25 protein-coding genes are annotated in these 23,560 nt (G+C 48.6%); 12 read left to right on the top strand and 13 right to left on the bottom strand.

From position 1 onward, the window contains the following. Positions 1–219: 219 nt before the first annotated feature. Together VOA_RS14220 and VOA_RS14225 are read left to right on the top strand one after the other, a co-directional pair. Positions 220–1,743 carry a YifB family Mg chelatase-like AAA ATPase gene (locus tag VOA_RS14220; RefSeq protein WP_000521797.1) on the top strand — a complete coding sequence of 508 codons (1,524 nt, stop codon included), beginning with the start codon at positions 220–222 and terminating at the stop codon, positions 1,741–1,743. Positions 1,744–1,832: 89 nt separating this feature from the next. Then, a complete protein-coding gene (locus VOA_RS14225; protein ID WP_000881905.1) occupies positions 1,833–2,717 on the top strand; it encodes an acyltransferase in 885 nt (294 codons plus the stop codon). A gap of 77 nt (positions 2,718–2,794) precedes the next feature. Here VOA_RS14225 and VOA_RS14230 read toward each other — a convergent pair whose 3' ends face one another. The 4 genes from VOA_RS14230 to VOA_RS14240 form a co-directional block, all read right to left on the bottom strand. Then, the gene (locus tag VOA_RS14230; protein WP_000732284.1) at positions 2,795–3,397 is read right to left on the bottom strand and encodes a thiol:disulfide interchange protein DsbA/DsbL; all 603 of its coding nucleotides are present in this window, start codon (positions 3,395–3,397) and stop codon (positions 2,795–2,797) included. A gap of 30 nt (positions 3,398–3,427) precedes the next feature. Then, positions 3,428–4,414: a serine/threonine protein kinase gene (locus tag VOA_RS0117320; protein ID WP_000189624.1), complete on the bottom strand. Its 987-nt coding sequence runs from the start codon at positions 4,412–4,414 to the stop codon at positions 3,428–3,430. Between the two features lie 47 nt (positions 4,415–4,461). Next, positions 4,462–5,886, bottom strand: coding sequence for a cytochrome c oxidase accessory protein CcoG (gene ccoG, locus VOA_RS14235; protein WP_000076146.1), 1,425 nt, complete (start codon positions 5,884–5,886; stop codon positions 4,462–4,464). A gap of 259 nt (positions 5,887–6,145) precedes the next feature. After that, complete coding sequence (locus VOA_RS14240) at positions 6,146–6,412, bottom strand: YihD family protein (protein ID WP_000649657.1); 267 nt, start codon at positions 6,410–6,412, stop codon at positions 6,146–6,148. A gap of 559 nt (positions 6,413–6,971) precedes the next feature. On the opposite strand from VOA_RS14240, the gene VOA_RS14245 reads away from it, so the two are divergent. Both VOA_RS14245 and trhA read left to right on the top strand, forming a co-directional pair. Further along, positions 6,972–7,763, top strand: a complete 792-nt coding sequence (locus tag VOA_RS14245) for a sporulation protein (protein WP_000008123.1) — start codon at positions 6,972–6,974, stop codon at positions 7,761–7,763. 82 nt (positions 7,764–7,845) lie between these two features. Beyond that, a complete protein-coding gene (gene trhA / locus VOA_RS14250) occupies positions 7,846–8,487 on the top strand; it encodes a PAQR family membrane homeostasis protein TrhA (RefSeq protein WP_000072042.1) in 642 nt (213 codons plus the stop codon). Positions 8,488–8,525: 38 nt separating this feature from the next. Here the strand turns inward: trhA and VOA_RS14255 are convergent, their stop codons facing one another. The 6 genes from VOA_RS14255 to def all read right to left on the bottom strand — a co-directional run bounded on the left by VOA_RS14255 (position 8,526) and on the right by def (position 14,791). Continuing rightward, the gene (locus VOA_RS14255; protein ID WP_000680278.1) at positions 8,526–9,071 is read right to left on the bottom strand and encodes a DUF3157 family protein; all 546 of its coding nucleotides are present in this window, start codon (positions 9,069–9,071) and stop codon (positions 8,526–8,528) included. 12 nt (positions 9,072–9,083) lie between these two features. Beyond that, a complete protein-coding gene (locus VOA_RS14260) occupies positions 9,084–10,529 on the bottom strand; it encodes a TrkH family potassium uptake protein (protein ID WP_000933520.1) in 1,446 nt (481 codons plus the stop codon). 11 nt (positions 10,530–10,540) lie between these two features. Beyond that, positions 10,541–11,917 (bottom strand): Trk system potassium transporter TrkA, encoded by a 1,377-nt coding sequence (gene trkA / locus VOA_RS14265; RefSeq protein ID WP_000691365.1) that lies wholly within the window; start codon positions 11,915–11,917, stop codon positions 10,541–10,543. Between the two features lie 61 nt (positions 11,918–11,978). Next, positions 11,979–13,259, bottom strand: coding sequence for a 16S rRNA (cytosine(967)-C(5))-methyltransferase RsmB (rsmB, locus tag VOA_RS14270; protein ID WP_001102811.1), 1,281 nt, complete (start codon positions 13,257–13,259; stop codon positions 11,979–11,981). 57 nt (positions 13,260–13,316) lie between these two features. Then, positions 13,317–14,264: a methionyl-tRNA formyltransferase gene (fmt, locus tag VOA_RS14275; protein WP_000083520.1), complete on the bottom strand. Its 948-nt coding sequence runs from the start codon at positions 14,262–14,264 to the stop codon at positions 13,317–13,319. Between the two features lie 17 nt (positions 14,265–14,281). Further along, entirely contained in the window at positions 14,282–14,791 is a 510-nt protein-coding gene (def, locus tag VOA_RS14280) for a peptide deformylase (protein WP_000115004.1), read from the bottom strand. Between the two features lie 139 nt (positions 14,792–14,930). On the opposite strand from def, the gene VOA_RS14285 reads away from it, so the two are divergent. From VOA_RS14285 to VOA_RS14300, 4 genes are read left to right on the top strand one after another with little or no spacing between them, the layout of a single operon-like run. Next, on the top strand, positions 14,931–16,058 hold the full coding sequence (locus VOA_RS14285) for a LysM peptidoglycan-binding domain-containing protein (RefSeq protein ID WP_000113365.1): 1,128 nt from the start codon (positions 14,931–14,933) through the stop codon (positions 16,056–16,058). After that, complete coding sequence (gene dprA, locus VOA_RS14290; RefSeq protein ID WP_000654781.1) at positions 16,058–17,173, top strand: DNA-processing protein DprA; 1,116 nt, start codon at positions 16,058–16,060, stop codon at positions 17,171–17,173. The genes VOA_RS14285 and dprA overlap by 1 nt, the downstream gene beginning before the upstream one ends. Positions 17,174–17,175: 2 nt before the next feature. Continuing rightward, positions 17,176–17,652 (top strand): DUF494 family protein, encoded by a 477-nt coding sequence (locus VOA_RS14295; RefSeq protein WP_000979769.1) that lies wholly within the window; start codon positions 17,176–17,178, stop codon positions 17,650–17,652. A 15-nt stretch (positions 17,653–17,667) separates the two neighbouring features. Then, positions 17,668–18,234, top strand: a complete 567-nt coding sequence (locus VOA_RS14300) for a DNA topoisomerase family protein (protein ID WP_000095518.1) — start codon at positions 17,668–17,670, stop codon at positions 18,232–18,234. A 73-nt stretch (positions 18,235–18,307) separates the two neighbouring features. On the opposite strand, the gene VOA_RS14305 is transcribed toward VOA_RS14300, so the two are convergent. After that, a complete protein-coding gene (locus VOA_RS14305; RefSeq protein WP_001265405.1) occupies positions 18,308–19,441 on the bottom strand; it encodes a 5-(carboxyamino)imidazole ribonucleotide synthase in 1,134 nt (377 codons plus the stop codon). A 3-nt stretch (positions 19,442–19,444) separates the two neighbouring features. Continuing rightward, positions 19,445–19,930 (bottom strand): 5-(carboxyamino)imidazole ribonucleotide mutase, encoded by a 486-nt coding sequence (purE, locus tag VOA_RS14310; protein ID WP_000215769.1) that lies wholly within the window; start codon positions 19,928–19,930, stop codon positions 19,445–19,447. Between the two features lie 168 nt (positions 19,931–20,098). Here purE and VOA_RS14315 point away from each other — a divergent pair, with 168 nt between their 5' ends. From VOA_RS14315 to VOA_RS14330, 4 genes are all read left to right on the top strand, one after another. Next, positions 20,099–20,656, top strand: a complete 558-nt coding sequence (locus tag VOA_RS14315; protein ID WP_000369452.1) for an L-threonylcarbamoyladenylate synthase — start codon at positions 20,099–20,101, stop codon at positions 20,654–20,656. Positions 20,657–20,674: 18 nt separating this feature from the next. Then, positions 20,675–21,592 (top strand): oxygen-dependent coproporphyrinogen oxidase, encoded by a 918-nt coding sequence (gene hemF, locus VOA_RS14320; RefSeq protein WP_000841191.1) that lies wholly within the window; start codon positions 20,675–20,677, stop codon positions 21,590–21,592. A gap of 61 nt (positions 21,593–21,653) precedes the next feature. Further along, positions 21,654–22,490, top strand: coding sequence for a shikimate dehydrogenase (gene aroE, locus VOA_RS14325; RefSeq protein ID WP_000168158.1), 837 nt, complete (start codon positions 21,654–21,656; stop codon positions 22,488–22,490). Continuing rightward, positions 22,487–22,762 carry a DUF1488 domain-containing protein gene (locus VOA_RS14330; protein WP_001076447.1) on the top strand — a complete coding sequence of 92 codons (276 nt, stop codon included), beginning with the start codon at positions 22,487–22,489 and terminating at the stop codon, positions 22,760–22,762. Before aroE ends, VOA_RS14330 begins: the two co-directional genes overlap by 4 nt. Here VOA_RS14330 and VOA_RS14335 read toward each other — a convergent pair. Continuing rightward, positions 22,743–23,294, bottom strand: coding sequence for a gamma carbonic anhydrase family protein (locus tag VOA_RS14335; protein ID WP_000095094.1), 552 nt, complete (start codon positions 23,292–23,294; stop codon positions 22,743–22,745). The two genes, VOA_RS14330 and VOA_RS14335, sit on opposite strands and share 20 nt — an antisense overlap. Between the last annotated feature and the right edge of the window lie 266 nt (positions 23,295–23,560).

Raw genomic sequence — 23,560 nt, 5'->3', positions numbered from 1 at the left:
TTCAAGTTCATAGTAAATTCGTTGTTAAGGTTGAACTAATATCTTACCAATGTGTTTGCGGTTCTAGTGGTAACACACATCTTCGTTACATGACAAGCAAAAACTCATTCTTTTTTCACATTCCCGTTTTATCTCATCACGCTATATAACCCATTCTGTGCTTTTTATCGCCACACCTTCTGGCACTGAATGCTTTTTGATCAAACACTAAGGGATACAATGGGACTTGCGATCATTCACAGCCGCGCCAGTATTGGTGTGCAGGCACCTCCGGTCACGGTTGAGGTTCACATCAGTAATGGAATGCCGGGGTTTACCTTAGTTGGGTTGCCGGAAACCACAGTAAAAGAGTCGCGCGATCGAGTGCGCAGCGCGATCATCAATTCTCGCTTTGAGTTTCCAGCGAAGCGCATTACGGTCAATTTAGCCCCTGCTGATCTGCCTAAAGAGGGAGGGCGTTTCGATCTTCCAATTGCACTCGGAATTTTGGCCGCCTCGGATCAAATTGCGCGAACTAAGCTTGAAAGTTACGAATTTATCGGTGAACTGGCGCTATCGGGTGAGATTCGTGGTGTGAAAGGGGTATTGCCTGCCGCCCTCGCCGCTAATCAAGTCCATCGCTGTTTAGTGGTGCCACACAGTAATGGTGATCAGGCGGCGTTAGTTGGGAGTGAGCGGCATAAATCTGCGCAAAGCTTATTGGAAGTGTGTGCCGATCTGTGTGGTCAGCAGAACCTGTCGCTGTTTCAAAGCGTACCAAGTGTGTTGGAGATACCAACTACCCGCGATTTGCAGGATATTATTGGTCAGCAGCAGGGTAAGCGTGCGTTAGAAATTGCTGCGGCAGGAAACCATAACCTGTTGTTTTTAGGTCCTCCGGGTACGGGTAAAACCATGCTTGCTTCGCGCCTGTGCGATTTACTGCCAGAAATGAGTGATGAAGAGGCGATGGAAACAGCATCGATCGCGTCCCTCACGCAGCAAGAAATTAACCAACATAACTGGAAATTGCGCCCTTTTCGTGCGCCACACCATTCAAGCTCAATGGCGGCTTTAGTCGGTGGCGGCACCATTCCGCGCCCCGGTGAAATTTCTCTCGCCCATAATGGGTTGTTGTTTTTGGACGAAATGCCGGAGTTTGAGCGCAAAGTGTTGGATTCTCTGCGTGAACCGCTGGAATCAGGCGAGATCGTGATTTCTCGTGCGCAGGGGAAAACCCGTTTTCCAGCACGTTTTCAATTAGTCGGCGCGTTAAATCCAAGCCCCACGGGTTATTACGAAGGCAGTCAGGCGCGTGCTAATCCACAGAGTATTTTGCGCTATTTGAGTCGGCTCTCTGGCCCCTTGTTGGATCGCTTTGATATGTCGATAGAGATCCCTGCGTTACCCAAAGGCACGCTTGCCAATGGTGGCGATCGTGGTGAATCGACGGCCGCTGTGCGTCAACGGGTATTACTTGCTCGAACGCGAATGCTAGAACGGTCTGGCAAGGTGAATGCCTTGCTGCAAAGCCGAGAAATTGAACAGTATTGCCCTTTGCTTAAAGCGGATGCGGAATTTTTGGAAAGTGCGCTGCACCGCTTGGGTTTATCGATTCGGGCTTACCATCGCATCATTAAAGTGGCGCGTACCATAGCGGATTTGCAAGGTGAAGCGCAGATCGCTCGTCCACATTTGGCTGAGGCGTTGGGCTATCGCTCCATGGATCGCTTACTCAAACAACTCAGTGCGCAAAATGTCTAGTACTCTGACCTGCAGAGTTCATGTTTCATTACGATGACAAGTTTGTATAATCACACGCTGTTTTTTTACTCATCTTTGAACTGAGAACTATGTTGGCTTACTTGCTCCTTGCGCTGAATGTGACCGTGGTGGTGTTAAATTCGGCCTTTCATTCGCTGCTGATCTGCTTGATTGCTTTGATTAAACTTTTGCTGCCGTCAGCCGCATGGAAAGCGCAGACCACGCAAGCGGCGAATTGGGTGATGTGGTCATGGGCGAGTGTGAACGCTTGGGTTTTGCAGCTTTCCAACCGCGTGGAATGGGATATTCAAGGCGGTGAAACCCTGACTAAGCAGGGATGGTATCTGCTGATTTCCAATCACTTGAGTTGGACGGATATTGTGGTGCTGTGCTGCGTGTTTAAAGACCGCATTCCAATGCCGAAATTTTTCCTCAAGCAGCAACTGCTGTATGTGCCTTTCATTGGTATGGCGTGTTGGGCGCTGGATATGCCGTTTATGCGCCGCTATTCGCGTGAGTATCTGCTGCGCCATCCGCACAAACGCGGCCAAGATTTAGCGACGACGCGCCGTTCGTGCGAAAAATTCCGCGCCGTGCCTACCACTGTCGTGAATTATGTGGAAGGGACGCGTTTTAATTCTCAGAAGCAGCAACGTAGCGGCGTGGGTTATCAGCATGTATTGCAGCCGAAAACCGGTGGTATTGCCTACACGTTAGCCGCTATGGGTGAGCAGTTCGAGCATATTATTGATGTGACGTTGGCCTATCCGGATAACCGTCAACAACCGTTTCGTGATTTATTGATGGGCCGTATGCAGCGCATTGTGGTGCACATTGATTTGCTACCGGTGGATGAACAGGTACAAGGTGATTACTTCAACGATAAACAGTTTAAGCGTCAGTTTCAGCTCTGGCTGAGCGAGGTGTGGCAGCGTAAAGATCAGCGATTAGAGCAGATTTACAAAGTCGATTAGCACTGAGAGGCTGATAAAGCGAAGGGATCCATTGGCTCCCTTCGTCTTTTTTCTCAATACCGAATCATGGGTTGAGATTACTTCAGCGTCAGCAGGTAGTTTACTAGAGCAAAATATTCGTCGAGGGATTTGACGGACTGACCTTGTACCAAATAACGGTTGTTAACAACAACGGCAGGTACACCAGTTAGGCCGCTATCTTGGAACTGTTTATCGAAACGGCGCACCATAGAATCCACGGCAAAGCCGTTGTAGGCTGCATCAAACTTCGCTGCATCAACGCCTTCATCTAGGAAGATTTGGCGCAGTTCTTGTTCATCTTTCGGTGGCTTACGCAGAGTGTGGATGCGGTTAAACATCACCGGCACCATTTTATCTTCCACTTCCAGAGCAATCATGGTTGCGTACGCTTTGCTCATCGCTTGACCCATGTTACCACCCATGAAAGAGACGTGGTTTTTCTGGAATTTCGCGCCTTCAGGCAACTGCTGCTTCAACTGAGCAATGATGGGTTCGAAAGTGTTACAGTGCGGGCAGTAGAATGAGAAAAACTCACTGACGACTGGTGAAGAAGAGGCGGGTGTTTTTAACACTTGGTAGTGTTCACCTTCTTTAAATTGAGCCGCATAGGCTGACACGCTTAACATCAGAGTTGCAACCAGTGCAAACAGCTTTTTCATGACTTTCTCCATTGGATTTATTGTGTTGGCTTACCATTGCGGCTGCAATGATAGCGGGGGTTCTTGCAAAGTAGCAATCTGCTCTTTAAAAGCGAGGATCTGATTTTCCCAGTATTTCGCATCATTAAACCACGGAAATGCGATTGGGAAAGCCGGATCTTGCCAGCGTTTTGCGAGCCATGCCATGTAGTGCACCATGCGTAGACCACGTAAAGGCTCGATTAGTTTCAATTGTTGGGGATTAAAATCGCAAAACTCTTGGTAGCCTTCCAAAACGATGTCTAATTGAATCAGTTTTTCTTGGCGATCACCATGTAAGAGCATCCAGAGATCCTGAACTGCTGGGCCGTTGCGTGCGTCATCCAGATCGACAAACGTTGGGCCATCACGCCATAAAATATTGCCGGGGTGGCAGTCTCCGTGCAGACGGATCTGAGGCTGGGTGGGTACCCAATGCTGCTTGATTTCAGCAATCAAAATATCGAGATCGTGAAAAAATACCCGCTGCAGATGAGCAGGAATGCAGTGACTGTACTCCAAGGTATGTCTTGGTTGGTGTAAGTATTCATCCAACGACAGGGTTGGGCGGTGGAGAAAGGGTTTACTGGCTCCAACTTTGTGAATGCGACCCAAGAAGCGACCAACCCATTCTAAGTGTTCTTCGTTATCCACTTCGTATTGGCGGCCGCCCATGCTGGTAAACAGGGCGAAACGGTAGCCTTGGTAGTGATGCAGAGTGGCTCCATTGATGTTCAATGGCGGAACGATTGGGATCTCTTCTTGCTCTAGTTCTAAAGCGAAATCGTGCTCTTCTTGGATCTGCTCGTTAGTCCAGCGCTGGGGGCGATAGAACTTCACCACGAAGCGACGGCGTTCTTCATCGGTAAACTGGTAAACGCGGTTTTCGTAGCTGTTGAGTGGTAAAAAACCGGATTCAGCACGAATACCGATACTTTCCAGTGCGTACCAAATTAGGTCAGGAGTCAAAGCATCAAAGTGAAAAGTGGCTTGGGTCATCGAATAAAAAGGGCTCATTACTGAGCCCTTTACCATGCTGGTGGTTGTCAGAGCTTTTGAATAAAACGGCTCTCGACTTCAAGGGTAAATTGGTGGCTTTCATCGTGCAGTATAAACTGAATTGTTGCTACCGCAGAGCTGAGATTTTCTGGTTTGACGCCAAGGCTCATGGGTAGGTTAAACACTTCACCAGGTTGGACAACGATGGTTTGTTTGCCGTACCAAGAGACCTGCTCAAGCCCTTTCACTGAAAGTTGGTATGTTTGTGGCTGCTGAGTTTTATTGATCACTTTTAAGTTGTAAGTGTTTTCAATTTCGCCTGAGCTGTTGGTTCTAAAGAGCTGGGTACGATCACGCAGCACGGATAGACCAGCAGGATCCACGGCGGCCACTTGGGCAAAAAATAATCCAATCATCACCAAGAACACTGCGCCATAGCCAAGCAGTTTAGGGCGTAGCACCTTGGTGTGCTTGCCTGAAAGGCGATGTTCGGTGGTGTAGTTAATGAGCCCTTTTTCGTAGCCCATACGTTCCATGGTGTTGTCACAAGCATCGATGCAAGCGCCGCAGTTAATGCATTCATACTGTAAGCCGTCACGAATATCGATGCCAGTCGGACACACTTGCACGCAGAGATCACAATCAATGCAGTCTCCAAGCCCCAATTCTTTTGGCTCCGCTTTGCGAGGGCGCGGGCCGCGTTGTTCACCACGTGCCGTATTGTAGCCAACAATGAAGGTGTCTTTATCGAACATAGCGGATTGGAAGCGAGCGTAAGGGCACATGTGGATACACATGATCGAACGCATCCAGCCAGCATTGGCATAAGTGCAAATGGCAAAAAACATCACCCAAAACACCGGCCAAAAGGTGGAGTTAAAAGTGAAGAAATCAATGACGAGTTCGCGGACGGGGACGAAATAGCCCACGAAGGTAAACCCAGTGACTAGCGCAATGGCAAACCAAGCTAGATGTTTGAGAGTCTTACGTACAACGAGTTCTGCCGTCATAGGGCTGTTGTCTTGTTTGCGTCTTTTGTTGGCATTGCCTTCCAGTTTTTCTTCAAACCAGATGTACATAAAAGTCCACACGGTTTGCGGGCAGAGATAACCGCACCAGACTCGGCCTAAAAAGGTGGTGATAAAAAATAGGCCAAAAGCCGCGATCATAAACAGCAGCGCAAGCAGCGTTAGATCTTGTGGGTAGAGTGTGGTGCCAAAGAAGTTGAATTGCTGGTTCCCGATGTCGAGTAAGATGGCTTGTCGATCGCCATAAGAGATCCAAGGTACCAATCCAAATAACAGAAGCAGAAACCAACCGCCATAGCGACGCAGCTTCTGGTAAGTTCCTTTACTTTCTCGAACATAGATGCGATTTCCGGGATTAAAGCGATCACCACCTTGGCCTTTATGGGTTTTGGGGTTAAATACTTTAGGAGTCACATCTTTGACATCGATTTTATCCTGACTCATGACACTATCCTTTTCAGGCATTCGGTGTGATTTCTATTGTTCACACTCAAATACATTGCTCTTTCCCTCGGTGATAAAACATGGTGAGGGGGCTGATGGTTTTTAGGTCATAAGTATAGCGTTAATCCCGTACTTATTTCTTTAAGGCAATCAACCTTTAACAACAATTATCCTTACAATTATTCACCCTATTAACGACTTGATAAAAAAAGCGGCTGGCGCCGCTTTTACTTTTTTCTGTACTTTATTCGTGAAGCGTTTACTTAATGATGCCACGCGCCCGCAAAATAGCGGTTTTGAAATCATCCTCATAATCTTTCTTTAATCCAGGGATTACGGCATCTTTCGCGCTATTACGCATCTTTAGATGGTAGATCAAGACATCATCGGTCAGTTCTTCGAGTGCGCCTTGATAGCCTGCTTCTTGGGCAAGTTTAAGCAAAAATTGAATCAGGTTGAGTTCGGAATCTTTGTGCCACTCAGGCTCAAGTAGTTGCAGTAGTTCTTCTACGCGATGGCATTTCATGACTTTCTCCACAATTTTTATAGTGATTTGTGGCTAAAGGTATCAAAAGCGTTGGGTAATACCAATTCGCAGACAAGAAAAAAGCGCAGGTTTTACTGCGCTTTTCAATTAAGCTGCCTGAACCACTTTGGTCTCGGGGGATGCGGTCAACGCATTTCTTTCAACCAGCGTGGGGGCTGTTGCTGTCTTTTTTGCAACTGGAGCCACTGCAAAACCACTGCGGCGACGCATTGCACTACGGTTTGTGTGTGAAAACCTGACGGTAGCTGTGCGCATTACATAACCTAACTGTCAGGCATATCCATTGCCGATGTTAAACCCTGAATCATTATGAGTGGATTGTGATAACGAACGTTATCTCGATTCACTCTTTTGGCGATTGCCGATCCGAACAATGAGACAGGAATAATGATATGTGTTCATATCGCAGATAGATTAGCACCAGTTGCTAAAATGATCGATAGTTGACCAATTTTGCGTCACATTTATTTTCCACTGCGTGGATTGAGTGAGATTAGGTTTAGCTTTTATTATGCAGTACTCACCACAGGAGGCATCTATGTCGTTTATCAAGAAAACCCTCGCCAGTTTTGGGATTGGTGCAGCCAAAGTTGATTCGGTGTTGCTGCAGGAAGTGCTCTATCCTGGTCAATCTGTGAAAGTCATTATTCATGTTTATGGCGGAGCAACGGCTCAAGAGATTGATAATATTGAACTCAAACTTTGTTGCCGTTATATCGCAGAAGCAGCTGAAGATCGTGGCCAGCAGCAAGGCCAGCAAATTCGCCGTATTCCTCATACCTATACGCTAGCCAGTTGGTCTTTACCCTATGCTTTTGCGATTGAGGCGGGTGAAACTCGGGATTTTGATATTGAACTCGCGATCCCTTGGAATACGCCCGTGACCATTGGTGATGCGAAAGTTTGGTTGGAAACGGGCTTGGATATCGCAAGGGCATTCGATCCGACAGATAAAGATATTCTCACCGTGCGTCCCGATCCTCTGATGGATGGCATTTTTAGTGCGTTGGAAGCACAAGGCCTGCGTTTACGTCAGGTTGAGTGTGAGCAAGCCAAAGGGTTTGCTCTGCCTTTTGTGCAAGAGTTTGAATTTGTCCCCACAGCTGGGCCTTTTCATGGGCGTTGGCGTGAAGTCGAAATCGTGGCTTACCGTGATAAAGATTCTTTGCAACTCTGGTTTGAGGTGGATCGCTATCAACGTGGTGCATCAGGTATGTTGGCGAGTCTGTTAGGACGAGGAGAGTTGAAACGCCACTTAGCACTATCTGGCCATACTTCCCCACAAGATGCAGGGAAAAGTGTTTTGGCTTTTTTGGATAGTCACTGCTGATAAAACACGCCAACTTTTAGCTAACACTTGTAAGCTCAATGTGACATACTGATGCCACGTTTTGGGTTTGGGTTAGGTGTGTATGTCGAACAGTTATGCTTTTAAGGAAGAAGTGGCCAATGCCATTAGCCATGGTGTGGGCCTTATTTTAGGGATAGTCGGCTTAGTGCTGTTGCTCGTCAAAGCGGTCGATCACCAAGCGGATGCATTGACCATTACCAGCATGAGCATTTATGGCGGCAGCATGATTGCGTTATTTCTAGCTTCTACGCTTTATCATTCCATCCCTTACCGGCGTGCTAAGCGTTGGTTAAAAACCTTTGACCATTGTGCTATTTATCTGTTGATTGCCGGTAGCTATACGCCGTTTTTATTGGTGAGTTTAAGAACACCATTGGCGGTTGGGTTGATGATAGTGATCTGGTCGCTCGCTCTCATGGGCATTTTGATGAAGATTGCTTTTGTCTATCGCTTCAAGAAGCTCTCTTTGGTGACGTATCTGACCATGGGTTGGCTATCGCTGATCGTGATTTATCAGTTGGCGATTCATTTGGAAGTCGGCGGTTTGACTTTATTAGCTGTGGGTGGGCTTATCTATTCGCTCGGGGTCATTTTCTATGTGGCGAAGCGTATTCCCTATAACCATGCGATTTGGCACGCCTTTGTGCTTGCGGGGTGTGCGTGCCATTTCTTAGCAATTTATCTCTATGTTGAGCCGGTTTAGTGCTCTCATTGATGAGCCAAAGAAGCGCGCTATTTGGATTAGCGCGTTTCGATCTGCTTGATGGTGGCATACAGAGTGTACTGACTCTGCTCTTCGAGAATTAACTCAAGGGATTTCCCCTCCACAGAGGTATGTGGGCGCAAATAAGTTTCGGCCATACGCTTAATCGACTGCCAAATTGTCACTTCTTGTTCTTCACTCCATTGACCTTGTGCATCTTGCACCCGAATAGCCAAACGAACGGCAATCACCGATTGACTACTTTGGTTAGTAATGGCGCTGTCGAGTTTCAATTGACCTTGCTCGTAGCGTGGCGCACTGAGTACCACATCGACACCGGAGTCACTGAGCTGCAATATGGGGCGATTGTCCCCGAGCGTCACAACTACACCGGTTAATGTGGGTTGGACAATCAAGGGGGCGGCATGAGGCTTGTCCGCTGAGTTTTCTTCTGACGCGATATAGTGCCAAGTGAAATCATCGTTGAGTTGAATGGCGCGACCATCTTTCAATCGCAAGATTTCTCCGGCTCCAGCGAAAGCGGACAGGCTTGCTAAACTGGCCGCCAATACGAAGTGTTTCATCATGCTTCCTTTTTAATGTCGCCAGAATGCGGGGAAAAACAGCACTAAGATGGTCAGGATCTCCAAGCGCCCCATTAACATACCAAAGCTCAGTAACCATTTTGCGGCATCAGGCAGTGGAGCAAAGTTACCTGTTGGGCCTATGACATTGCCCATGCCTGGGCCCACGTTTGCCACAGCAGTTACTGCGCCTGAAATACTGGTTATGGGGTCGAGCCCCATGGCTGATAGCCCTCCAGCCAATAGCACGATCGTGATAAAGAAAGTCAAACCGAATGCGACTACAGAGCGGATGACCTCTTCGTTAACTGGGCGCTGGTTATAGCGCTGAATGAAAATACCGGATGGGTGAACTAAGTTGAGTAGCTGTTTTTTCAGCAGTGCCATCGCAATTTGGAAGCGGAACACTTTAATGCCACCAGAGGTTGAGCCAGAACAGGCTCCGGCCATCAACAAGAACGCAAAAATCGTTGAGGGGAGTGCACCCCACGCGGTGAAGTCATCGAGACCAAATCCAGTGGTGGTGACGACTGAGACAATGTTGAACATCGAAACGCGTAGTGCATCGAAAATTGCGTAGTCATTTTTCAACCATAGCCAAGTGGCGACAATCAAGCTTGAGATCGTAAATAGCCAGAAAAAGCCTCGTACTTGTTCATCTTTAAAGAGTGCGCGTGGGCTCTGTTTGCGTAGTGCTTGTACAAACAGTAAGAATGGCAAGCCGCCGAGAAACATAAACAGGGTTGCGACCCAATGTGCACCGTGAGAGAAGCGATTCATTGAGCTATCGCTGGTGGAATACCCACCGGTGGATAACGTGGTAAAGGCGTGGTTAATCGCCTCAAATGGAGTCATTCCCGTGGCGATGTAGCCCATGAAACAGAGGCCGGTGAGCACCAAATACACGGCCACAATGTTTTTCGCGACAGTTTTCGCGCGTGGGCTACTTTTATCAGACCAGTCAGATGATTCGGTTTGGAATAGTTTCATCCCGCCCACGTTGAGCATAGGCAATACGGCAACCGCCATGACAATAAAGCCCACACCACCTAACCATTGCAGAATGGATCGCCACAACAAAATACTGGGTGGCATAGAGTCTAAACCGCTGAGTACGGTTGAGCCAGTTGTGGTGAGGCCGGACATGGTTTCAAAATAGGCATCAGTAAAGGTGATGTGGTTGATAAACACAAAAGGCAGCGCTGCAAAGGCGCTGGCAATCGCCCATACCAAGCTGGTGATCAAAAACATATCGCGCACGTTTAATCGGAAGTTTTCGGTGCGGCCAATGCTCAAACAGAAAAACGCGACAAGATGAGTGATGATCACCGCTTGTGCAAAATCGAGAAAACCACCGCTACCGGTAAAAAAGGCAACGAGGGTGGGAATATACATAAACAGAGCCAGCTTGGAGAGCACTAGCCCGATGATAAACGTAATGGGGCGTAAGTTGAGCATGACGCCAACCCCTACAAGAAGAATGGGCTCGGCTGGAATAGAGCTTCCACATCGGGCACATATTTTTTATCGACCAAGAACATGACGACATGGTCGTCTTGCTCGATGACAGTGCGGTCATGGGCAATCAGCACTTCTTCACCGCGAACAATAGCGCCGATGGTGGTGCCCGGTGGCAGTTTGATATCTCCCACGGCTCGCCCAACCACTTTTGACGTCGCTTCATCTCCGTGAGCAATGGCTTCGATGGCCTCTGCAGCGCCACGACGCAAAGAAGATACGTTCACGATATCGGCACGGCGCACGTGGGTTAACAGGGCTGAGATGGTGGCTTGCTGGGGTGATATGGCCACATCAATCACACCGCCTTGAACTAAATCGACATAGCCACTGCGCTGGATCAGCACCATGGCTTTTTTGGCGCCCATGCGTTTGGCAAGCATGGCCGACATAATATTGGTTTCATCTTCGTTGGTCAGCGCGATAAAGACATCGACTTGATCGATGTTTTCTTCTGACAGCAGTTCCTGATCGGCCGCATCGCCACAGAATACGATGGTGTTTTCCAACTCTTCCGAGAGCTGCTCTGCGCGCTGGTAACTTCGCTCAATCAACTTCACGCTGTAAGTGTGTTCCAAGCGTTTTGCAAGGCTTGCGCCTATGTTGCCGCCGCCGACAATCATGATTCGACGATAGGGTTTTTCAAGACGCTGCAATTCACTCATCACTGAGCGAATGTGGTTGCTGGCCGCAACGAAAAACACTTCATCATCCGCTTCAATAATGGTGGTGCCTTGTGGACGAATCGGACGGCCTTGACGGAAAATCGCCGCCACGCGAGTATCGATGTGTGGCATGTGATCACGCAGGGCGGAAAGCGCATTACCGACCAGTGGGCCACCGTAATAGGCTTTCACCGCCACTAGGCTGACTTTTTCTTCCGCAAAGCTCACCACTTGCAATGCGCCCGGATACTGGATCAAACGCTCGATATAGCTGGTGACCAGTTCTTCCGGTGCAATCAGGTGATCAACGGGCACTGCCCCTGATTGGAACAGCGCTTCTTTTTCTGCCAGATATTGTGGAGAGCGAATACGGGCAATTCGGTTGGGCGTGTTAAACAGAGTGAAAGCGACCTGACAGGCTGCCATGTTGGTTTCGTCAGTATTGGTGACGGCAACCAGCATATCAGCATCTTGTGCCCCAGCTTCGCGCAGCACATCAGGGTGGCTGGCATGGCCGTTGACCACGCGTAAATCATATTTATCTTGTAAATCGCGCAGTCGATCGGCGTTTTTATCGACCACAGTAATGTCGTTGTTTTCGCCAACCAAGTTTTCGGCGAGTGTGCCGCCGACTTGCCCTGCACCAAGAATGATGATTTTCATAACCTGTTCTCTTTGTTTACTTACGCCCAAGGTGAGTGAAGACTCACCTTGGTTGACCGAATCAGTTCTGTTTGCTTAACACGGCGTAATAGAAACCGTCCATTGCTTCTTCTCCCGGAAGAATTTGGCGGCCGGGCTGCGCAGGATCGGAACCTACCAAGCTTGCTTCTGGTGTGCGTTCAAGGAACGCTTTGACCTGTAAGCAGTTTTCTTGAGGTGTGATCGAGCACGTTGCGTACACCAAAGTACCACCGGGCTTAAGTTGTTGCCACATCGCATCCAAAATTTCGCGCTGTAGCTCGGCTAATGCTGGGATATCTTCCGCGCGACGCAGCCATTTGATGTCAGGATGGCGGCGAATAACGCCTGTTGCCGAACAAGGAGCATCCAATAAGATGCGATCAAATTGTTCGTCTTGCCACCAATCTTGTGGGTAACGAGCATCACCACAAATCACCTGCGCGTTGAGTTTTAAACGCTGTAGGTTTTCTTGTACGCGTTTGAGGCGTGTTTCATCACAATCAATGGCGACGACTTGGCTATCCGGAGTGCGCTCCAGAATGTGCGCGGTTTTACCTCCTGGGGCGGCGCAGCAATCTAAGATCAGCTCTCCGGCTTTAGGTGCGAGGTAAGTCAGTGCTAACTGTGCTGCGGCATCTTGCACTGAAACCCAACCTTCGGCGAAACCGGGGAGTTGGTTAACATCGCACGGATTTACTAAGCAAAGTGCGTCTTCCGCTTGTGAATGTGGTTCGCTGGCAATTTCCGCTTGTTCAAGCAGAGCTTGGTATTCATCACGGCTGTGGTGCTGATGGTTAACGCGCAGCCACATTGGGGCTTTGCTGTTGTTGGCTTCAACGATTTGTTGCCACTGCTCAGGGTAACTCTCTTTGAGCAATTTCAGTAACCAACTTGGGTGACCATAACGGCCCGCATCATGGCTGGTGGCTTGAGCGTCTAAACGTTCTTGTTCACGCTGGTAGTTGCGCAGTACTGCGTTAATCAAACCACGCAAGCGTGGGCCTTTCAGATCCTGAGCGCCTTCAACCGTTTCACCGACTGCCGCATGGGCAGGGATACGCATAAAGCTGATCTGGTATAAGCCAACCAAAATCAGAAAGTGGAATACACGTTGTTTGCCTTTCAACGGCTTTTCCATCAAGGCTTGGCTAATCGATTCCAAACGTGGTAACTGGCGCAAAACGCCATAGCAGATCTCTTGCAGCAGGGCGTGATCTCGCGGTCTGATTTGCTGCTGAGCGGTAGGCAAAGCATTGGATAGGGATTGCCCTAAATCAACCACTTGGTATAGAGCTGACGCAGCAGCGGCGCGAACATTCATAATAAAACCTAAACAAAAAAAGCAGAACCCCAGCCATCGATTGACTAGGGTTCAGGATTAACTGAGTTGGCTGCCGACACTAAACCAGTCGGCACGCGCGTTGAGAATATCTTGTACTGGCAAGGCTTTCTTGCCAGGAATCTGTAGGCTTTCGAGCACCAGAATACCTTGCCCAGTGGCCACATAAATCCCACTTTTATCGGCTTGGATAATTGTGCCTGAAGCTTGGGTGACCGCTCGGGTTTCCACGCGGGCGTGCCACACTTTGATGCTGTTTTCCGCCACCTCAAAATGGCTCATTGGCCACGGATTAAAGGCTCGAATACAGCGTTCGATATGCACGGCTTCATCATTCCAGTTGATGCGCGCTTCTTCTTTGCTGAGTTTATGTGCGTAATTAGCCAGCGTATCGTCTTGTTTGACTGCAACGGCTGTACCTTGAGCGATCTCTTGCAAGCACTCTAACAAGGCTTGTGGCCCCAGTTCGGCCAGTTTGTCGTACATTGAGGCACTGGTGTCGCTTGCTTCGATCGGTAGAGTAGCAATTTTCAGCATATCGCCCGTATCAAGGCCGACATCCATCTGCATGATGGTGACGCCAGTGTCACTATCACCAGCCCAAATTGAACGTTGGATCGGTGCAGCACCACGCCAACGCGGCAGAATAGAGCCGTGTACATTAATACAACCAAGTTTAGGCGTATCCAAAACCACCTTAGGCAACAGTAAACCGTAGGCTACCACCACCATTAAGTCGGCGTTGAGTGCGGCAAGTTGTTGCTTGGACTCGTCAGATTTAAAGTTTTCAGGCTGATAAACCGGAATGTTGTGCTCGAGAGCATGGGTTTTAACTGGGCTAGCAGTGAGTTTTTTGCCGCGACCCGCTGGGCGATCGGGCTGGGTGTAGACCGCAATGATCTCGTGCTCCGAAGACAATAACGCCGCCAAGTGACGGGCGGCGAAATCCGGAGTACCTGCAAAGACAATACGTAGTGATTGGCTCAAGGTTACCTCACAGTAATTTATTTTTTCTCATTGAAGCGTTTAACTTTCTCTAGCTTCTCTTTAATACGGTTGCGCTTAAGTGGTGACAGATAGTCAACAAACAGCTTACCCGCTAGATGATCGAGTTCATGTTGTACACAGATAGCCAGTAGGTCGTCAGCTTCAAAGCTGTACTCTTGACCATTGCGATCCTGTGCTTTCACTGTCACTTCTGCAGCGCGTGGAACTAACGCTCGTGCGCCTGGGACAGATAAACAACCCTCTTCAATACCATCTTCACCGCGTTTTTCGATGATTTCTGGGTTAATCAGCACCATAGGCTGATCGCGAGTTTCAGAAATATCGATCACCACGATACGTTGATGAATATCGACTTGAGTTGCCGCCAATCCAATGCCTTCTTCGGCATACATGGTTTCCAACATGTCATCGATGATTTGTTGGATTTCTGGCGTCACTTTCTCGACCGGTTTTGCAACGGTACGCAGTCGATCATCTGGGAATGTTAATACTTGCAATACAGACATATACACTCGAAATGTTGAACTGTGCCGAAACAGCTTAATGCGTGTTGGCTCAATTCTAGACATTTTAAGACCCAAATGACAGCATCCGGACGTGATTTCTCCGATACCCCGTTATTTTTTCGACCAAGGAAGCTAGGTCATGGCACGACTAACCCGTTATATTGCCTGCGCTTTATTACCGTTCACTTTACTGAGTGGGCAGGTAAGGGCGGATGAGCAAACTCCGCTGACTCTCAAACAAGGTGCACCGAAAACGTATACCGTGGTGAAGGGCGATACCTTGTGGGATATTTCGGCGCTGTATCTTGATAGCCCATGGCTATGGCCAAGGCTTTGGCAAGTCAACCCAGAGATTGATAACCCACATCTGATTTATCCTGGAGATAAACTGACGCTGTTTTGGCGCGATGGACAACCCGTACTCAGCCTAAAACCGATGCGAAAACTGAGCCCGCAAGTGCGTGTATTGGAAAAACAAGCCGTTCCGACTGTGCAGGAAGGTTTAGTGTTGCCTTATCTGCAGTCCGACCGCCTGATGGAGAGAGCGGCCTTGCAAGATAGCGTGCGGGTGATTGGTTCAAGCGATGGTCGTAAATATCTGACCAAGCAAGATCAGCTGTACATCACAGGAGTACAAACCGAGAAAAAGTGGGGCATTTATCGCGAAGTGGCACAATATCAGCGTGATGATGAAGTGATGGTTGTGCTGCGTTTGGTCGCGACCGGTGAGCTCGCCACGACAGAGAGCAATTTCAGTGGTTTAACCTTGCAAGAACAAAATCAAGAGATTTTGGCTAACGATATTGCGTTACCGGAAGTGGAGATTGAAGAGCGACAACTCTCAACGACTTTCTATCCGCAGCCTGCTCCAGCTGGGAGTGAAGCGCATATCCTCGGTTCGCTAGAAGGCAGCCAGTATGCGGGGCAGAATCAAGTTGTTGTAATTGATCAAGGGAGTAGTGATGGCCTTGCGCAAGGCAGTATGTTTGAACTCTACCAAGCAGGCGCGAAAGTTAACGGTAAGAAAGGCCAGTTTACTTACCAGCAAGAAGGCTCAGAGGTGGATGTACAGCTACCCAGTCTAAAAGTGGGCACCTTGATGGTGATCCGCCCTTATGAGCGGTTTAGCTTGGCATTGATCACCAACAGTTCAGCCCCGATCAGTAATGATGTGCTGGCACTGTCGCCGCAGATTGCAAACCAAGAAGCTCAAGCAGAGGTTGCGCAATCTACGGAACAAACTGATTTGGTTAATGATGCCAGTTAATGAAGGATCAGGACTTAGCCATTTGGCTAGCGCTTTGCTTCACCCCTAAGCTGGGTAGCAGGACAATTTCCCATCTCCTTGCTACCCAAACGCCAACGCAACTGCAAAGCGTTACGCCAAAGCAGTGGTTGGCGCTAGGGCTCAAATCAGAACAATTGGTGTATTTAACCACGGAAGCCGCCAAGCAAGCCGAGCAATGCTTGCAATGGCGAAATGGTGCGAAAAATCGCCACATAGTGACGCCGCATTGCCCGCTTTATCCCCGCCTATTAAAAGAAATCTCAGTTCCTCCTCCGGTATTGTTTATTGAAGGGATATGCGGGGCTTTGCACGATCCTGCCGTGGCGATTGTCGGTAGTCGCAATGCCACGATTGATGGTCGACAAATTGCGCGTCAGTTTGCTAGCGAGTTAGTTCAATCTGGATTAGTGGTGGTGAGTGGGCTTGCTATCGGTATTGATGGACATGCCCATGATGGCGCTTTGCAAGCACAAGGGCAAACTGTGGCTGTGTTAGGTTCTGGTTTGACTCAAATCTACCCCAAACAGCATCAAGGACTCGCTGAGCGGATTATTACACAAGGCGCTTTAGTCTCGGAATTTGCACCTTATGTGCCTCCCAAAGCTGATCACTTTCCGCGACGCAACCGTATTATTAGTGGGTTATCGCTTGGTGTGGTCGTGGTTGAAGCTGCGGAGAAAAGTGGCTCTTTGATCACCGCGCGTTATGCGGCAGAGCAGGGGCGTGAGGTCTTTGTGGTTCCAGGTTCTATTTACAATGCCTCTAGTCAGGGTAGTAATCAGTTGATTCGTCAGGGGGCTTGTTTAGTTCAGAGCGTGCAACAAATTCATCAAGAGCTCAAAAATGCACTCACTTGGTCACTCTCTGAGCGGGTTCCTTACCAAGCCACACTTTTTTCTGCTCCGCAGGGCGATGAAGAATTGCCATTTCCCGAGCTGTTAGCTAACGTAGGAGTAGAAGCTACACCTATTGATATTCTCGCAAGCCGGACCCAGATACCGGTGCAAGATATCATGATGCAGCTCTTGGAGCTTGAGCTCCTTGGGCATGTGGTTGCAGTACCTGGTGGCTATATTAGAAAGGGGAGAGGCTAGCTATGATGATGGATATTCTGATGTATCTGTTCGAAACCTACGTCCATAGCGATGCAGATTTGCAAGTGGATCAGGACCAGCTGGAAGATGAACTGCTGCGTGCTGGGTTTCACCAAAAAGACATCTACAAGGCCCTCCACTGGTTGGAAGAGCTGGCGGCTTTGCAACAAACCGATGCACAAACCGCAATTGCGAAAAGTGCACCCACTTCAATGCGTATTTACGCGCCGGAAGAGATTGAACGACTGGATCTCGAATCGCGTGGTTTCCTGCTGTTTCTTGAACACATCAATGTGCTGACCCCAGAAACTCGTGAAATGGTGATCGACCGTGTCATGGGATTAGAAACCGATGAGTTTGAGCTTGATGACCTGAAATGGATCATCCTGATGGTGCTGTTCAATGTCCCGGGTAATGAAAATGCTTACACAGTGATGGAAGAGCTGCTGTACAGCAAAGAACAAGGCATTTTGCATTAAGCCTGTGAATTGTCTATGAGCAGTAAAATCGACCCACAACTGTTTGCCGCCCATGAACATGCGCTGCAATCTTCACCCTGTCCTCGATGTGGCGCAGAATTGCAGCTGCGCCACGGTAAACACGGGCCTTTTTTCGGCTGTACTGCGTATCCGGGGTGTGACTACATTAAGCCTTTGCATCAAAATGATGGCCATATCATCAAAGAGTTAGGTGTGCCTTGTCCTGAGTGTGGACATGAGCTGGTGCTACGCCAAGGTCGTTACGGGATGTTTATTGGTTGTAGCCATTATCCGCAGTGCCATCATATCGAGTCGATGGATTCGCCTAATCAAGCGGAAAGCTCTCCAGATATTATTTGCCCTGACTGTGGTAAAGGTCATCTCATCGAACGAAAGTCTCGCTTCGGCAAGCTATTTTATGCCTGTGATGCTTACCCTAAATGCAAATTTGCGCTCAACGCTAAGCCGATTGCTCAGACTTGTGCCATGTGTGGCTTTACGGTGATGGTTGAGAAAAAGAGCGCGGCAGGTATCCGTTATCAGTGCGCCAATCGTCAATGTGGGAATATTCAGGACAGTTAACCTCGGTTTTTGCCCATCGCATAAAAATTAAAGCCGCGTTAGACGCGGCTTTATTACATTAGTGAGGTATGGATTAAGGCTGAATTTCCTTTGCTACTGCGTGTACGGCAGGAAAAGCCTTCTCATCTAACACGGTCGCTAATTGGCATAGTTTGCGTTGCAACTCACCACTGTAATCAGCGGTCACATTGATGTGTCCCATTTTTCGCCCTGGGCGTTTGGCCTTGCCGTACCAGTGTACATGGCAACCTTCCATTGCCAACACTGAAGATGGGAGCTGGTCTTCACCGAGAATATTGATCATCGCGGTTTCACGAACCAGTTTGGTGCTACCCAGTGGCAAACCACATACCGCGCGTAAGTGATTTTCGAACTGGCAGGTTTCCGCGCCTTGTTGAGTCCAGTGACCGGAGTTATGAACTCGTGGTGCGATTTCATTGATCAGTAACTTGCCTTTTACTTCAAAAAATTCCAGCGCTAATACACCGACATAGTTAAGCTGCTCAGCCACCGCTTTAAACATCGCTTCCGCTTGGGTTTGCAGAGTAGGTGCATCAATCGCCGTCGAAAGGCTGAGTACACCTTGGATGTGAACGTTTTCTGCTAAAGGATAAACCACAATATCACCTGCGACGTTGCGAGCACCCACCAGTGATACTTCGCGATTAAAAGCCACAAATTCTTCTGCCACAATCGCTTGTTCTGGATTTGCTTCAAGATACTGTGCTAACTCACCCCAGATATTGTCGACCTGAGCTTGTTCTTTTAAACGCCATTGACCTTTGCCGTCATAGCCACCGAGTGCACTTTTCAGCACCATAGGCAATCCAATCTCAGAGATAGCTGAGGTCAGATCGTCTCGGCTACGAATAATTGCATAGCGAGCATTCGCCACTTGGGCACGATCTAATAAGGCTTTTTCTAATCGACGATCGCCACCGGCTTTGATCGCTTCAGCACTTGGGTAAAGCTTGCCGCTGCGAGCACAGAGATCGAGGATCGGATGGGGAATGTGTTCAAACTCAGCCGTGATCACGTCCGCTTGCTCAATCGCTTGCCCCAATCCGTGGCCGAGCACGGTTTGAGTTAAGGGATGCACAATGTTTTCGCTACCGACATCAAACGCAATCGTCTCAATATTCAATGGTGCTCCGGCTAGAGACATCATGCGCGCCAGCTGGCCAGCTCCCAGAACTAAAACACGCATCCGTTACTCCTCCGCAGGATTTGGGTTGTCTAACACGGACTGTGTTTGCTTGGCGCGGAAGACTTCTACCTTGCTCATCACTTCGGGATTGTGAATGCCGATGATTTGCGCAGCGAGCAAGCCCGCATTCGCGGCACCCGCTTCACCAATCGCTAATGTGCCCACCGCAATACCTTTTGGCATCTGCACAATGGAGTATAAGGAGTCGAGGCCAGATAGAGCGCGTGATTGAACGGGTACACCTAAAACAGGCAGGCTTGTAAACGCTGCCGTCATTCCCGGCAGATGCGCCGCACCGCCAGCCCCAGCGATGATCACTTGTAAACCACGTTCTTTGGCGCTTGAGGCGTAGTCGGCCAGCAGATGAGGAGTACGATGTGCCGAAACCACCTTGGTTTCATAAGCCACACCAAACTGGTCAAGCATCTCTGCTGCGTGTTTCATGGTTGGCCAGTCTGATTTGGAACCCATGATAATACCGACTGTCATCTCAAACTCCTTCAGTGTTTAAATTGGTCGGGTAAACCCGTATTGCGGCGCATTATACGGGGATTTTTATCTCAAGCAAACGTTTGCCTTTTGTTGGTGGCGAGAATCACTGGTCAATCGCCATACTATTCGTACACTGCTATTGAGTGATATATAGGAGTCAATAAAGTGGACAATCTGCAACAAGCGGTGCATGTGCTGCAAAGTGGCGGTGTGATTGCCTATCCTACCGAGGGGGTATTTGGTTTAGGCTGTGATCCGGATAACCAAGCCGCGATGCTGCGTTTACTCGCGATTAAGCAACGTCCGATTGAAAAAGGGGTGATCTTGATTGCCGCAAACTATGAGCAGTTACGCCCTTACATTGATGAAGACCAACTGACAGAACAACAATTGCTGCAAGTTTTGGCTTCTTGGCCCGCTCCTTTAACTTGGGTGATGCCCGCAAGTGTTGATACTCCAAGCTGGGTGCGCGGTCAGTTTGATACGGTGGCGGTGCGAGTGTCTAATCATCCGTTAGTGCAGCAATTGTGTTTGGCGTTTGGTAAACCATTAACGTCAACCAGTGCCAACTTGAGTGGGCAACCGGCTTGCACCACACGGCAAGAAGTGGTGGCTCAGTTAGGAAATCAAATTGAGACCGTGTTGGAAGGTGAAACCAGTGGCCGTTGTGGTCCGAGCGAAATTCGCGATGCACGCAGTTTACAAGTGTTAAGACAGGGATAACCCTGCGCAGGAGAGAACGTGAAGTCAAACATAGATAAACAAGCAGTGAAGAGCTTTTTGCTGCAGTTACAAGATCAAATTTGCCAGCAATTGGAAGCCGCAGATGGCCAAGCGCAATTTATTGAAGATGCATGGCAACGTGAGTCGGGTGAAAAGTTGGGGGGCGGTGGCCGTACCCGAGTGATGCGCGATGGTGCCGTTTTCGAACAAGGCGGTGTAAATTTTTCCCATGTGTTTGGTGAACAGATGCCGGGTTCCGCCACGGCCCATCGCCCAGAGTTGGCGGGGCGTCGTTTTGAAGCCATGGGGGTTTCTCTGGTCATGCATCCGAAAAATCCGTATATCCCAACTTCTCATGCCAATGTGCGCTTTTTTATTGCTGAAAAAGAGGGCGAAGCCCCGATCTGGTGGTTTGGGGGTGGTTTTGACCTTACGCCGTTTTACCCCTTTGTTGAGGATTGTCAGTTCTGGCACCACACTGCAAAAAATCTCTGCGCACCTTTTGGTGCGGACATCTATAACCAGCATAAAGCATGGTGTGATCGCTACTTCTACTTACCGCACCGCAATGAAACACGCGGCATCGGTGGATTGTTTTTTGATGATCTGAATGAGTGGCCATTCGAACAATGTTTCGCCTATATGCAGGCGGTCGGTGAAGGTTATACCCAAGCTTATGTGCCGATTGTCGAAAAACGTAAAAACACACCCTTTACAGAGCGTGAGCGCCAATTCCAACTCTATCGTCGTGGTCGATATGTTGAATTTAATTTGGTGTTGGATCGCGGCACGCTGTTTGGTCTGCAAACCGGTGGGCGTACCGAGTCAATTTTGATGTCGATGCCGCCTCTAGCGCGTTGGGAATACGCTTATCAACCTGAGTCCGATACCCCAGAAGCCCAGTTGAGCGAGTTTTTAGTGCCGCGTGAATGGTGACACTTGAAGTTGTGAGTGATAGGGTCGAGCAAGTGACCCTTTTGATTGTGTAGGCAAGGATATGGCTTCTCAAATCGATCAGTATGTAGTTTTTGGTAATCCCATTAACCACAGTAAATCCCCCTTTATTCATACGCTGTTTGCGCGTCAAACCCAGCAGCCCATGACCTATACCGCGCAATGTGCGCCAGTCGATGGGTTTATCGAGGCCGCGAGTCACTTTTTTGCGCAAGGTGGCCGAGGCTGTAATGTGACGGTGCCTTTCAAAGAAGACGCCTATCGTTTTGCTGGGCGACTGACGGAACGCGCTCGGTTGGCTGGGGCTGTGAACACGCTCAAAAAGTTAGATGACGGTGAAATATTGGGAGACAACACCGATGGTGAAGGCTTGGTGCAAGATCTACTTGCTCAACAAGTGCAACTCAAAGGCGCGAATATTTTGTTGATAGGCGCAGGTGGTGCGGCGCGTGGCGTGCTCAAACCACTGCTGGATCAAAAGCCCGCCTCGATTACGATTACCAATCGGACGTTATCTAAAGCCGAACAATTGGCGGAACTACTGGCACCGTACGGTGCAGTGATAGCCAAACCATTCACAGAGCTTACTCAAAGCTATGATGTGATCATTAACTCGACCTCAGCCAGTTTAGAAGGTGAGTTGCCCGCGATTCAGCCAGTGATTTTCGCTGCCCATTCAATATGTTATGACATGATGTATGGCAAAGGGCATACCGTGTTTAACCAATGGGCTCTACAACAAGGTTGTGCGCAGGTGATTGATGGCTTAGGTATGCTGGTGGGGCAAGCCGCGGAAAGTTTTATGTTATGGCGAGGGTTACGTCCGGGAACCAAACAAATTTTGCGCGAGCTGCGTAAAAATCTTGAGGGGGCACTATGAACCAATCCATCCTGTTTCCAGATTTACAGCATTGGGATGAGAGCAAACAAGCCGTCGTATTTTTTGCTCAGCAAAACGGAGCATTAATCGAATGTCTTGTGGCACGTCAAGTTCTACAAGAACTCTCAGGCGAAGCCTTAGCAGAATCGCAACACGTAATGACGGTATTCAGTGAGTGGCGTTTTGACCTAGAGGAACTCGCCGAACAGGCGATAGAAGACGAAATGTTTAACGCTCTAGGTCAAATTGAGATCACTCGCGAACGGTTTTAACGTCATTCAGATAGTCATTTTTACTCTGAACGTAGTTGCTTGAGGACTTTAAGAGAAAAGCACGCTCCTTATCATTGAGTGGGCGTGCTTGTTTTACTGGGCTGCCTATATAAAGAAAGCCACTTTCGAGTTGCTTGCCTGGAGGCACTAAACTGCCCGCGCCAATCATCACATCACTTTCAATCACAGCGCCATCCAACACTATAGAACCCATACCGACTAATACTCGATCATGAATAGTGCAACCATGCAGCATGACTTTATGCCCAACCGTTACATCCTCTCCTATCAGTAGAGGATAACCATTCGGGTTTTCAGCATTTTTGTGGGTGACATGCAATACAGAACCGTCTTGAATATTAGTGCGCTTTCCAATCCGAATGTGGTTTACATCACCACGAGCGGCCACTAAAGGCCAAATGCTGGCATCATCATCTAATTCAATGTCACCCACGATGACTGCACTGGCATCCACATAAACCTTTTCTCCCATTTTGGGCGTAATACCTTTGTAGCTACGAATTGAACTCATGATTTCACCTTTTTATAAGCGAGTACTGGGTATAGTAGATGGCCTAATCATTAATAAATAGCCAATTATGCCTAAAACATCACCAAGCATCCGAAATCTTTAAAAAACTTCTAAAAAGTGCTTGCCAATATAACTAGCTTCTCTATAATCCGCCCTCACTGACACGGCAGACGCAACAAGCGTTAGCAGTGATTCAGTTCGGTATTTTAGGTGGTGAAATCGCCAACGAAAATAAACTGAAAAAAGTGTTTGACACGACAGTTTAT

It is taken from the genome of Vibrio sp. RC586, from assembly GCF_000176715.1.
Classification (GTDB): domain Bacteria; phylum Pseudomonadota; class Gammaproteobacteria; order Enterobacterales; family Vibrionaceae; genus Vibrio.
The sequence above is the reverse complement of the archived record's forward strand: the minus strand, read 5'-3'. Positions and strand labels throughout refer to the sequence as shown.

Coding starts and splice junctions, on each gene's coding strand:
- VOA_RS14220 (WP_000521797.1), top strand. CDS start 220: ATGGGACTTGCGATCATTCACAGCCGCGCCAGTATTGGTGTGCAGGCA.
- VOA_RS14225 (WP_000881905.1), top strand. CDS start 1,833: ATGTTGGCTTACTTGCTCCTTGCGCTGAATGTGACCGTGGTGGTGTTA.
- VOA_RS14230 (WP_000732284.1), bottom strand. CDS start 3,397: ATGAAAAAGCTGTTTGCACTGGTTGCAACTCTGATGTTAAGCGTGTCA.
- VOA_RS0117320 (WP_000189624.1), bottom strand. CDS start 4,414: ATGACCCAAGCCACTTTTCACTTTGATGCTTTGACTCCTGACCTAATT.
- ccoG (WP_000076146.1), bottom strand. CDS start 5,886: ATGAGTCAGGATAAAATCGATGTCAAAGATGTGACTCCTAAAGTATTT.
- VOA_RS14240 (WP_000649657.1), bottom strand. CDS start 6,412: ATGAAATGCCATCGCGTAGAAGAACTACTGCAACTACTTGAGCCTGAG.
- VOA_RS14245 (WP_000008123.1), top strand. CDS start 6,972: ATGTCGTTTATCAAGAAAACCCTCGCCAGTTTTGGGATTGGTGCAGCC.
- trhA (WP_000072042.1), top strand. CDS start 7,846: ATGTCGAACAGTTATGCTTTTAAGGAAGAAGTGGCCAATGCCATTAGC.
- VOA_RS14255 (WP_000680278.1), bottom strand. CDS start 9,071: ATGAAACACTTCGTATTGGCGGCCAGTTTAGCAAGCCTGTCCGCTTTC.
- VOA_RS14260 (WP_000933520.1), bottom strand. CDS start 10,529: ATGCTCAACTTACGCCCCATTACGTTTATCATCGGGCTAGTGCTCTCC.
- trkA (WP_000691365.1), bottom strand. CDS start 11,917: ATGAAAATCATCATTCTTGGTGCAGGGCAAGTCGGCGGCACACTCGCC.
- rsmB (WP_001102811.1), bottom strand. CDS start 13,259: ATGAATGTTCGCGCCGCTGCTGCGTCAGCTCTATACCAAGTGGTTGAT.
- def (WP_000115004.1), bottom strand. CDS start 14,791: ATGTCTGTATTGCAAGTATTAACATTCCCAGATGATCGACTGCGTACC.
- VOA_RS14285 (WP_000113365.1), top strand. CDS start 14,931: ATGGCACGACTAACCCGTTATATTGCCTGCGCTTTATTACCGTTCACT.
- dprA (WP_000654781.1), top strand. CDS start 16,058: ATGAAGGATCAGGACTTAGCCATTTGGCTAGCGCTTTGCTTCACCCCT.
- VOA_RS14295 (WP_000979769.1), top strand. CDS start 17,176: ATGATGATGGATATTCTGATGTATCTGTTCGAAACCTACGTCCATAGC.
- VOA_RS14300 (WP_000095518.1), top strand. CDS start 17,668: ATGAGCAGTAAAATCGACCCACAACTGTTTGCCGCCCATGAACATGCG.
- VOA_RS14305 (WP_001265405.1), bottom strand. CDS start 19,441: ATGCGTGTTTTAGTTCTGGGAGCTGGCCAGCTGGCGCGCATGATGTCT.
- purE (WP_000215769.1), bottom strand. CDS start 19,930: ATGACAGTCGGTATTATCATGGGTTCCAAATCAGACTGGCCAACCATG.
- aroE (WP_000168158.1), top strand. CDS start 21,654: ATGGCTTCTCAAATCGATCAGTATGTAGTTTTTGGTAATCCCATTAAC.
- VOA_RS14330 (WP_001076447.1), top strand. CDS start 22,487: ATGAACCAATCCATCCTGTTTCCAGATTTACAGCATTGGGATGAGAGC.
- VOA_RS14335 (WP_000095094.1), bottom strand. CDS start 23,294: ATGAGTTCAATTCGTAGCTACAAAGGTATTACGCCCAAAATGGGAGAA.